We start from the raw sequence: 10,896 nt of genomic DNA on the forward strand, positions 1-10,896 counted from the left end.
TCTCGTGGCAGGTGGTGGGACGCGTGGTCAGTTCTTGTGGGTGGCATCGTGGTACAAGCCCCTGCCGCTGTTGTAGCCGGTGTCCTCCTCCTGGGCGGCTCGGCGGGCCACGTCGTTGATGTAGTTCGGGTCGGCGCCGGTGTTGCGGCCGGCATCGTGGATGGCGTTGAGGATCGCCTGGTGTGACTTGCGCTCGGCCTCCGCCCTCGCGGCGGTGGCCTCGTCGCTGGCGTCGTTGTGGGTGTCCACCTTGTAGCTGTCGGCGACGTTGTCCATGATCTGGTTGACCGCGGTGTCGATGCCCTCGCCGATCAGGGGCGCTCCTCCCTTGATCGCGTCGCCGGCGAACGACCAGACCTGCCCGGCGATCTCCCGCTTGGTGTCGATGGCGGCGTTGAACTCGGCGTCGCTGGCGGTGTGCTTGTCGTAGATGGCTTCGATCATGGCGCTGGTGATCAGGCCGTTGACCTTCCCGGCCGGGTTGGCGACGTTCTCGACCGCCATGCCCAGGTCCTTGTGCAACTCGGGGTGGGCCAGCACGTCCTGGAGCTGGGCCGTGGTGTAGGCCTGCTGCGCGGTCGCTATCGAGGCGTAGGCGTCCGGGTCCTGGCCGAGCACACTGAGCAGGCGCGCGACCTTGGGTTGGCCGAGGAGGTTCGAGTCGGCGCCCGCTCCCTCCAGCGCGTTCTGGACGTCGCCGATGTAGTTGGCGGTCATGTTCCCGAGGCTGCCGTTGAGGTTCGCGAACAGGCCGCCCTTGAGCAGGTCCGGGCCGTCCTTGCTGCCGAACCTGTCCACCACGCTCTTCATGACGTCGTTCATCGCGGCGGTGTGCGGGGGGAACTTGCCGTCGTCGTCGTACGCCTTGCCCGTCGTGGCCGCCTCCAGGGCGTGGCCCAGGGCGCTGACGTCGAACGGGTCGGCGGTGCCCGGGTTGGGCCGAGGCGGGTACTGCTGGTCGATGAGCACCGACCGGGCGCCGGTGTCGGTGAGCATGTCGAGGTAGGTGTTCTTGCCCCCGGTGCTCTTGACGGTGCCGTCCGGGTTGTACGCGGTGGCGGGGTCGTGGAAGAACTTGGTGGCGGCCTCGGGGCTGTGGCCGAGCCCCTCCAGGACGGCGGACATCGGGTTGACGCCCCGGATGTTGCCGTTCTCGTCGGGCACCCCGATGAACTTCAGCTCGGTGAACGGGTAGGCGGCCTTGGTGGCCGCGTCCCAGCGCATCGGGTTCTCCTGGGTGAGCTGGGTGACGTGCTCCGCGATCGGGTTGAGGAAGTGCGCGTCGTACGTCCCGCTGCGCAGCAGGTTCGCCATGATCTGGTACCCGTACGGGCTGTGCGCCGGGTCGGCGCCGGGCGGGACGGGTATCTGCTTGGCGCCGGCGGCCCGGAACCTGGTCTCCCAGTCGTCCGAGACGTGCAGCGGCTGCTTGGTGTCGGTCGCGGTGGCCAGGGTGAGGCCGAGGTCCTTCTGGATGGCCTTGATCGCGGCGCTGCGGGCCGGGCTGCCGGCGTAGTCGCCGCTCTGGGCCATGGCGCCGTACTTGGCCAGGAAGGTGCCCGGGTCCTGGTTGCCGTAGAAGGAGGTGGCGAACCGGGGGTCGTTCTTGTGGTGCTCCAGGATGTCCTGGAGGTGCTTGAGCTGGGCGTCGCCGGCACCGGCGCCGAGGCTGAGGATGTAGGTGGCCGCCTTGGCCTCCTCCTCCGGGATGCCGCCGACCGGGTTGGCGTTGAACGCGGTGGCGTCGCTGCCGGTGTCGTCGCTCAGGGCCCGGGAGGCGTCGAGGTCGGCCTCGGTGGCCCGGTCCACCGCCGCTCCTATCGCCTTGGCGGCCGTCTCGGCCTTGGCCTTCCAGACCCTGGCGTACTCCATGTCCTTCTTGTCCGCCTGGGTGGTGGGCGGCGGCCAGTGCACCGCGCCCTCGTCGTCGACGGTGAGGCCGTCGGCGACGGCCTGTTGGACGGCCGTGGTGAGGTCCTGCTTGGCGGCCGTGATCTCGGTGTGGGCGTCGCGGAGGGTCTTGGCCAGGGCCGAGGCCTCCTCGAAGGCGGCGTGGATCTGGTCGCGGGCCCAGGTGAGCTTGGCGTTGGCGAGGCCGGCGGCGTCGCCGTGCCAGCCGGACTGCTGGATGGTGCCGAGGACCTCGGTCTGCATCCGCTGGGTGAGGTCCCACTTGCGGACGAGGTTCTCGAAGTCGCCCGCCGCCGAGGCGAGGCCGGCGAGGTCCACTTGCTTGAGCTGGCTGTACGTCACCATGGTGGTGCTGTTCCCCCCGTTTGTGCTGTGCTCGTGCGTGCCGGACAGGCCCGGGTCTAGCCCTTGGGGCCCTGTGCCACGTTGAAGGTGGCCTGGATGTCCGAGTCGGTCTTGCTGTAACTCTGCGCCGTGGTCCGCAGGTTGGTGCCGATGTCGCCGACGGTGGTCTGGAGGCTCCCGGACTGGCTGGTCCAACTGGTCCAGGCGGCGGTGAGCGCGCCCCCGAGGTTCCAGCCCTTGAGCGCGCCGGCGGCGGCGTTGACGTGCTCGCCGGGCTGGTCGCACTCCGTCCTGACGGCGTCCCGCAGGGCGAAGGCGTTCTGCGCGGCCTGCTGGAGCACGGCCGCGTTCACGGCGATGGTCCGCCCGCCGGCGGCCGGACCCACCGGGCCCAGCGAGACCGGGGCGGCGTTGGCCCCGGCGAGGTCCGGGAACTGCTTCTTCGCGGCTTCGGTCAGATTTCCCTTGTCGTCGAAGAGCCACGGATTCATGCGGCGCTCGAATTCGAGGTCGGTCACGGTTACCCCCCAGGTAAAGAATGCAGCATGGAGCGTACTATTTCCGCCGACGCGGTTTCGCTGAATTGAATATTGATAATCGGTTAACTCCTGGTGAATCGCGACAGAATCGGGCGGGCCGCCCTGTGCCGAGCCGCACATTGCCCGACGGGCGGTGGCGTGCCAGAGTGCCGGGCATGAACCATCCGCTCGCGGCCGAGCCGCGCACCTCCGCCCCCGCTCCGGCGCACGTCTTCGACTGGCTCGACGAGACGGCCGCGATGCGGGCCGAGGCCGGGCTGACCCGGACGCTGCGCAGCCGGGCGGCGGAGGACGCGGTGCTGGACCTCGCCGGCAACGACTACCTGGGGCTTACCAGGCACCCGGTGGTCACCCGGGCCGCGGCGGACGCCGCGCTGCGCTGGGGCGGCGGGTCGACGGGGTCGCGGCTGGTGACCGGGACGACCGCGCTGCACACCGAACTGGAGGAGGAGCTGGCCGAGTTCTGCGGAGTGGAGGCCGCGCTGGTGTTCTCCTCCGGGTACACGGCCAACCTCGCGGCGCTGACCGCGCTCACCGACCCGGACACCCTGATCGTCTCCGACGCCTACAACCACGCCTCGCTGATCGACGGCTGCCGGCTCTCCCGCGCCGACGTCCACCGGGCCCCGCACGCCGATCCGGCGGCGGTGGCCGAGGTGCTCGACGGGCGCTCGCAGCGGCGGGCGCTGGTGGTCACCGACTCGGTGTTCTCGGTGGACGGCGACGCCGCGCCGCTGCGAGCGCTGTCGCGGGCCGTGCGCGCGCACGGGGCCGCGCTGCTGGTGGACGACGCGCACGGGCTGGGCGTGCTCGGCCCCGGCGGCACCGGGGCGCTCGCGGCGGCCGGGCTCGCCGGGCAGCCGGATGCCGTCGCCACCGTCACCCTCTCCAAGTCGCTCGGCTCGCAGGGCGGCGCCGTGCTCGGCCCGCGCCGGGTGATCCGCCACCTGACCGAGACCGCCCGCACGTTCATCTTCGACACCGGCCTCGCCCCGGCCGCCGCCGGTGCGGCGCTCGCCGCGCTGCGGCTGCTGCGCGCCGAGCCCGCCCGCGCGGAGCGCACCCGCGAGGTCGCCCGCACCCTGGCCCGGCAGCTCACCGCCGCCGGACTGCGGGCCTGCGAGCCGCAGGCCGCGGTGGTCTCCGTCCGCGCCCCGGGCCCCGAGGCCGCCGTCGCCTGGGCCGCCGACTGCCTGCGGGCCGGCCTCGCCGTCGGCTGCTTCCGCCCGCCCTCCGTCCCCGACGGCGTCTCCCGGCTGCGGCTGACCGCCCGGGGGGACCTCACGGACGGGCAGATCGCCCAGGCCGTCCGGATCGTCACCGAACTGGCCCCGCCGGGCGCCCGGGGCTGACGCCGCCGGGTGGGTGACTACTTCTTCCTCGCCCGGCTCGGCTGGACGCGGGGTGGTTCGCCCTTGGCCTTCGGGTGGTCCGGGGGGTAGGGGAGTTCGCCGAGGCCCTCGTCGCGCAGTTGCCTCTCGTACAGCTCCAGCAGGGGCTCCAGCCGGAACGCGTGCTGCTCCATCCCGGCGTTCAGGTCCCCGAGTTCGGCGAAGCGGGCGGGGACGGTGCGCAGGTCGAAGTCCTCGGGGGCGGCGTCGTCCAGCTCCTCCCAGCGCAGCGGGGTGGAGGCGGTGGCGCGCGGGCGGGCGCGCAGCGAGTACGCGGAGGCGATGGTGCGGTCGCGGGCCATCTGGTTGTAGTCGACGAAGATCCGCTCGCCGCGCTCCTCCTTCCACCAGGCCGTGGTGACCTTCCCCGGCATCCGCTGCTCCAGCAGGCGCCCGAGCGCGATCACCGCGTGCCGCCCGTCGGTGAAGGTCCACTCGGGAGCCAGCGGCACGTACACGTGCAGGCCGCGCCCGCCGGAGGACTTGGGCCAGCCGCGCAGCCCGAACTCCTCCAGCAGGGCGCGCAGTTCGTGGGCGGCGCGGACCGCGTCGCGGAAGTCGGTGCCGGGCTGGGGGTCGAGGTCGATCCGCAGCTCGTCCACGTGGTCGGTGTCGGAGCGCCGCACCGGCCAGGGGTGGAAGGTGAGGCAGCCCAGGTTGGCCGCCCAGAGCACGGCGGCCGGCTCGGTGGGGCAGATCTCGTCGGCGGAGCGGCCGCTGGGGAACTCGATCCGGGCGGTGGGCAGCCACTCCGGCAGGTTCCCGGGCGCGCGCTTCTGGTAGAAGAACTCGCCGTCCACCCCCTCCGGGAAGCGCTGGAGGGTGGTCGGGCGGTCGCGCAGCCCGCGCAGCACCCCGTCGGCGACGGCCAGGTAGTACCGCGCGACGTCCAGCTTGGTGAAGCCGCGCTCGGGGTAGTACACCTTGTCCGGGTTCGACAGCCGGACGGTGCGCCCGGCGACATCCAGTTCCACGGCTGAGCCCATGCCCCTCACGCTAAGCGCGCTGCGCCCGGCGCGCGCCCCGGGGCGAACCGGGCGAGGATCGGACGCATGGACCTGCCCGTGATGCCACCGGTGGCGCCGATGCTCGCCAAGTCGGTGGCCAAGATCCCGCCGGGGATGCAGTACGAGGCCAAGTGGGACGGCTTCCGCTCGATCGTGTTCCGCGACGGCGACGAGATCGAGCTCGGCAGCCGCACCGGCAAGCCGCTGACCAGGTACTTCCCCGAACTGGTCGAGGCGTTCGGGCGCGAGCTGCCGCCGCGCTGCGTGCTGGACGGCGAGGTGGTGATCGCCCGGGAGGGGCGGCTGCGCTTCGAGGAGCTGCTGGAGCGCATCCACCCCGCCGCGAGCCGGGTCAGGCTGCTCGCCGAGCGGACCCCGGCCTCCTTCGTCGCCTTCGACCTGCTCGCCCTCGGTGACGACAGCCTGGTGGACGAGCCGCTGTCGGTGCGCCGCCCGGCCCTGGAGGCCGCGCTCGCCGGCGCCGCCGCCCCGGTGTTCACCGCCCCCGCGTCCACCGACCTCGACCTGGCGCACACCTGGTTCGCCGCGTACGAGGGCGCCGGGCTGGACGGCGTGGTCGCCAAACCGCTGGACCAGCCGTACCGGCCGGGGGAGCGGACCATGTACAAGATCAAGCACGAGCGCACCGCCGACTGCGTGGTGGCCGGCTACCGCGAGCACAAGAGCGGCCCGGTGGTCGGCTCGCTGCTGCTCGGCATCTTCGACGACACGGGCCGGCTCCAGCACGTCGGCGTCTGCGCGGCCTTCCCGATGGCCCGCCGCCGCGAACTCGCCGAGGAGCTGGCCCCGTTGCGGATGGACGACGTCTCCGGCCACCCCTGGGGCGACTGGGCGGACGAGGCCGCGCACGCCGAGGGCCGGCTGCCCGGCGCCGTCAGCCGCTGGACCGGCGGCAAGGACCTGTCCTGGATCGCGCTGCGCCCGGAGCGGGTGGTCGAGGTCGCGTACGACCACATGGAGGGCACCCGGTTCCGGCACACCGCGCAGTTCCGCCGCTGGCGGCCGGACCGCACGCCGGAGAGCTGCACCTACGCGCAGCTGGAGGAGCCGGTCTCCTACGACCTGGGCGAGGTGCTGGGGATCTGACGGCGGCCCGAGGGGCCCGACCCGGGCGGGTCGGGCCCCTCGGGTGGTTCAGGACAGGTGCAGGGTGGCGCCCGGGCTGGTGGCGGGCGTCGCGGCCGTGGGCGAGACGGCGGCCGTCGGCGAAGGCGACGGGGTCGGCGTCGGCGAGGACGCGGGCGAGGTCATGGGCGAGGGGGACGGAGACGGGGACGGGGACGGCGACGGGGACGGCGACGGCGACGGCGAGGGCGAGCCCGCCCCGGCCGCCGCGGGCAGCGTGTAGACGTTGTTCGGCGAGACGATCTGGGTGACCGCCCGCGCCAGGGCCGTCGAGGGCTCCGAACCGTTCTGCCGGATGTCGGTGTTGATCAGGATCACCAGGCCGGCCTGCGCCTGCGGCAGGTAGAGCACCACGGCCTCGTACCCCGGCAGCGAGCCGTTGTGGCCGATCCACCCGTGGGTGGTGAACACCCCGAAGCCGTAGCGGAGATCGGGGGTCGAGTCGGCGGGCCTGGTCTTCAGCCGCTCCGCCTGGGTGGCCGGCTTGAGCAGCGGATCGCCGGTGGCCAGCACCTTCGCCCAGGTCTGGAGGTCGGAGAGGGTGGAGACCGCCGCGCCGGCCGCCCAACCCCAGGACGGGTTCCAGGTGGTGGCGTCCTCGACCGAGCCGTTGGCCGTCTGGTTGGTGTAGCCGTGGGCGTGGGGGTCGGGGAAGGTCGCGTCGGTCGGCAGGCTCGTCTTGGTGAGCCCGGCCGGGGTGAACACCTGCTGGTTCAGGAAGGCGGGCAGCGGCTGCCCGCCGACCTTCTCGACCACCTGGCCGAGCAGGATGTAGTTCGTGTTGGAGTACTCGAACTTGGTGTCCGGAGCGAAGTTCGCCGGGTGCTTGAACGCGTACGCGAGCAGCTGGTCCGGGGTGAACGGGTGGCTCGGGTCGTCGAGGAACGCCTTCTGGAAGTCCGGGTCCTCGCTGTAGTTGAACAGGCCGCTGCGCATGTCGCCGAGCTGGCGCAGGGTGATCCCGTCCCCGCCGGGCACGTTCGGGACGTACTTGGAGACCGGGTCGTCCAGGCCCAGCTTGCCCTGGTCGACCAGCCGCAGGACGGCGGTGGCGGTGAAGGTCTTGGTCACGCTGCCGATCCGCATGTACAGGTCGGGCGACATCTGCGTCCCGGCGTCCTTGTCGGCGACGCCGAAGGCGCGCTGGTAGCTGCCGTCGGGCGTGGTGTAGCCGACGATCGCCCCGGGGATGGAGGCCTGGCTCATCACCTGCCTGATCGAGGAGTCCAGCTTGGCGGTGACGTCCGGGGTGAGCGCCACCACCCCGCCGGTGGGGCTGCCGGTCGGACTGCCGCCGGCCCCGGGGGAGGGGCTGAGCGCGGCCGGTTCGGCGGTGAGCGCCGGACCGCCCCGCTCCGTGGGCCCGGTGTCCCCGGAGCAGGCGGAGACGGTGAGCAGGCCGGTCAGCGCGAGGGCGGCGGAGGCCACCCGTACGGCGGAGGCCAGCCGTACGGAGCGGGGGACGCGGACGGCGCGGGGCGCGCGGGGCGCGGGGGGAACGGACGGGCACGGCCGTCGGGTGTCGGTCATCGGTGCAGGCGCCTCTCTGGGGTGGTCGGCCCCTTGGCGAAGGGCCCCGGAGCGCGCTGCACGGCGGGGCCGGAGCGCTGCTCCACGGGGCCGCTGGGGAGCAGCGCCACCGTAAGCACCGCCGCCGTCCGGCCGCCCGCCGGTCGCGGTCCGGCTGGCCCGAACGGGCGTGCCGTCAGCCGAGTGCCCCGCCCGGCTGGCGGCCCGCCGCAGGGTGCCCCCGGGCCCGCCGTCGGGTGCCCCCGGGCCCGCCGTCGGGTGCCCCGGGCCCGCCGTCGGGTGCCCCCGGGGCCCGCCATCGGGTGCCCGCCCGCCCCGCCGGGTGCCTCCGACCGGGCGAGCGGCGACCGTCCGGCGGTCCCCGCGTTCCGCCGGACGGGTGAGCACCGGCACGCCGCACCCGCCGTCGGCCGCAGCTCGGGCACGATCGTTCAGCCCAGCTGTGGCCGCCCTTAAGAATTCCTCGATGGACCGCACCCGCCCCGACCAGGCAGATTTCTGCCTGCCCGGAGCGTGCCCGTCAGGAACGGCCGAACCGGGCCACCTCGGCCTGCCCGACCCCCGAAGGCCGTCCACCGCACGTCAGGAGCCGCCGCCCGTGAAGGCACTCGTCAAGCAGAAGGCCGAGCCCGGCCTCTGGATGGTCGATGTCCCGAAGCCCGAGATCGGCCCCGGCGAGGTGCTGATCAAGGTGCTGCGCACCGGCATCTGCGGCACCGACCTGCACATCCGCAAGTGGGACGGCTGGGCCCAGCAGACCATCGGGACCCCGCTGGTGCTCGGTCACGAGTTCGTCGGCGAGGTCGCCGAGATCGGCGCCGGCGTCGCGGACATCGCGGTCGGCGACCTGGTCAGCGGCGAGGGCCACCTGGTCTGCGGCAAGTGCCGCAACTGCCTGGCGGGCCGCCGCCACCTGTGCCGCAACACCGTCGGCCTGGGCGTCAACCGCGACGGCGCCTTCGCCGAGTACGTGGCGCTGCCCGCCTCCAACGTCTGGGTGCACCGGGTGCCGGTCGACCTGGACGTGGCCGCGATCTTCGACCCGTTCGGCAACGCCGTGCACACCGCGCTGTCCTTCCCGCTGGTCGGCGAGGACGTGCTGGTCACCGGCGCCGGCCCGATCGGGATCATGGCCGCCGCCGTCGCCAAGCACGCCGGCGCCCGCAACGTGATGATCACCGACGTCTCCCCGTACCGCCTCGACCTGGCCCGCAAGGCCGGCGTGACGCTGGCGCTCGACGTCTCCGAGCACACCATCGAGGAGGGCCAGCGGAAGCTGGGCCTGCGCGAGGGCTTCGACGTCGGCCTGGAGATGTCCGGCCGCCCCGAGGCGATGCAGTCAATGATCGCCAACATGACCCACGGCGGCAAGATCGCCATGCTCGGCCTGCCCGCCGAGCAGTTCCCGGTGGACTGGGCCTCGATCGTCACCTCGATGATCACCATCAAGGGCATCTACGGCCGCGAGATGTTCGAGACCTGGTACGCGATGTCCGTGCTGCTGGAGGGCGGCCTCGACCTCAGCCCGGTGATCACCGGCCGCTACCCCGCCGCCGACTTCGACGCCGCCTTCGACGACGCCGCGAGCGGCAACTGCGGCAAGATCATCCTCGACTGGACCGCCTGAGCACCCGTCTCGCCGACTAGACAAGGAGTCCGCCCGTGTTCGACAACGTGCGCGCCGACATCGCCACCACCCTCGACGAGATCCGCGAGGCCGGTCTGTTCAAGCCCGAGCGGGTGATCGGCAGCCGGCAGAGCGCCGCCGTCACCGTCACCGCCGGCGGCCGTCCCGGCGAGGTGCTGAACTTCTGCGCCAACAACTACCTCGGCCTGGCCGACCACCCCGAGGTGCTCGCCGCCGCCAAGGACGCCCTGGACCGCCGGGGCTACGGAATGGCCTCGGTCCGCTTCATCTGCGGCACCCAGGACGTCCACAAGGAGCTGGAGGACCGCCTCTCGGCCTTCCTCGGCCAGGAGGACACGATCCTCTACTCCTCCTGCTTCGACGCCAACGGCGGTGTCTTCGAGACCCTGCTGGACGACCGCGACGCCGTGATCTCCGACGCGCTCAACCACGCCAGCATCATCGACGGCATCCGGCTCAGCAAGGCCCGCCGCCACCGCTACGCCAACCGTGACATGGCCGACCTGGAGAAGCAGCTCCAGGACACCCAGGACGCCCGCCGCCGCCTGATCGTCACCGACGGCGTCTTCTCGATGGACGGCTACGTCGCCCCGCTGCGCGAGATCTGCGACCTCGCCGACCGCTACGACGCCATGGTCATGGTGGACGACTCGCACGCCGTCGGCTTCGTCGGCGCGGGCGGCCGGGGCACCCCCGAACTGCACGGCGTGACGGACCGGGTGGACATCATCACCGGCACCCTCGGCAAGGCCCTCGGCGGTGCCTCCGGCGGCTACGTCGCCGCCCGCCGGGAGATCGTCGCCCTGCTGCGCCAGCGCTCCCGCCCGTACCTGTTCTCCAACTCGCTGGCCCCGGTGATCGCGGCCGCCTCGCTCAAGGTGCTCGACCTGGTCGAGAAGTCCACCGAGCTGCGCGAGCGGCTGGCGGCCAACACCGCGCTGTTCCGCACGAGGATGACCGAGGCCGGGTTCGAGATCCTGCCCGGCGACCACCCGATCGCCCCGGTGATGATCGGGGACGCGGCCAAGGCCGGCCGGCTCGCCGAACTGCTGCTGGAGCGCGGCGTGTACGTGATCGGCTTCTCCTACCCGGTGGTGCCGCACGGCCAGGCCCGGATCCGGGTGCAGCTGTCCGCGGCGCACTCCACCGAGGACGTCGAGCGCGCCGTCGCGGCCTTCGTGGACGCGCGCGCCGCGCTGGGGGAGTAGCCCCACCGAGGCCGCCCGCGGGCCGGACCGCTCGGAACCGGACCGGCCCGCGGGCTCATGACCGCCGTGGGGGGGGGGGGGGGGGGGGGGGGGGGGGGGGCCGCCCCCCCCCCCCCCCCCCCCCCCCCCCCCCCCCCCCCCCCCCCCCCCCCCCCCCCCCCCCCCCCCCCC

8 protein-coding genes are annotated in these 10,896 nt (G+C 73.2%); 4 read left to right on the plus strand and 4 right to left on the minus strand.

The window, feature by feature from the left end; all coding sequences use genetic code 11:
- Positions 1–27: 27 nt before the first annotated feature.
- Positions 28–2,256 carry a hypothetical protein gene (locus ACZ55U_RS04170; RefSeq protein WP_465522206.1) on the minus strand — a complete coding sequence of 743 codons (2,229 nt, stop codon included), beginning with the start codon at positions 2,254–2,256 and terminating at the stop codon, positions 28–30.
- A 56-nt stretch (positions 2,257–2,312) separates the two neighbouring features.
- A complete protein-coding gene (locus ACZ55U_RS04175) occupies positions 2,313–2,774 on the minus strand; it encodes a WXG100 family type VII secretion target (protein ID WP_465522208.1) in 462 nt (153 codons plus the stop codon).
- A 176-nt stretch (positions 2,775–2,950) separates the two neighbouring features.
- On the opposite strand from ACZ55U_RS04175, the gene ACZ55U_RS04180 reads away from it, so the two are divergent.
- Positions 2,951–4,147, plus strand: a complete 1,197-nt coding sequence (locus tag ACZ55U_RS04180; RefSeq protein ID WP_465522210.1) for an 8-amino-7-oxononanoate synthase — start codon at positions 2,951–2,953, stop codon at positions 4,145–4,147.
- A 17-nt stretch (positions 4,148–4,164) separates the two neighbouring features.
- On the opposite strand, the gene ligD is transcribed toward ACZ55U_RS04180, so the two are convergent.
- Positions 4,165–5,172, minus strand: a complete 1,008-nt coding sequence (gene ligD, locus ACZ55U_RS04185; RefSeq protein WP_465522212.1) for a non-homologous end-joining DNA ligase — start codon at positions 5,170–5,172, stop codon at positions 4,165–4,167.
- Positions 5,173–5,238: 66 nt separating this feature from the next.
- Between ligD and ACZ55U_RS04190 the strand changes: the two genes are divergently transcribed.
- Positions 5,239–6,300 carry an ATP-dependent DNA ligase gene (locus ACZ55U_RS04190; RefSeq protein WP_465522214.1) on the plus strand — a complete coding sequence of 354 codons (1,062 nt, stop codon included), beginning with the start codon at positions 5,239–5,241 and terminating at the stop codon, positions 6,298–6,300.
- A 48-nt stretch (positions 6,301–6,348) separates the two neighbouring features.
- Here the strand turns inward: ACZ55U_RS04190 and ACZ55U_RS04195 are convergent, their stop codons facing one another.
- A complete protein-coding gene (locus tag ACZ55U_RS04195; RefSeq protein ID WP_465522216.1) occupies positions 6,349–7,869 on the minus strand; it encodes a serine hydrolase domain-containing protein in 1,521 nt (506 codons plus the stop codon).
- Positions 7,870–8,467: 598 nt separating this feature from the next.
- Between ACZ55U_RS04195 and tdh the strand changes: the two genes are divergently transcribed.
- Complete coding sequence (tdh, locus tag ACZ55U_RS04200) at positions 8,468–9,496, plus strand: L-threonine 3-dehydrogenase (RefSeq protein WP_465522218.1); 1,029 nt, start codon at positions 8,468–8,470, stop codon at positions 9,494–9,496.
- Between the two features lie 35 nt (positions 9,497–9,531).
- On the plus strand, positions 9,532–10,725 hold the full coding sequence (locus ACZ55U_RS04205) for a glycine C-acetyltransferase (RefSeq protein ID WP_465522220.1): 1,194 nt from the start codon (positions 9,532–9,534) through the stop codon (positions 10,723–10,725).
- Positions 10,726–10,896 lie beyond the last annotated feature (171 nt).

This window comes from Kitasatospora sp. NPDC034533, assembly GCF_055575155.1.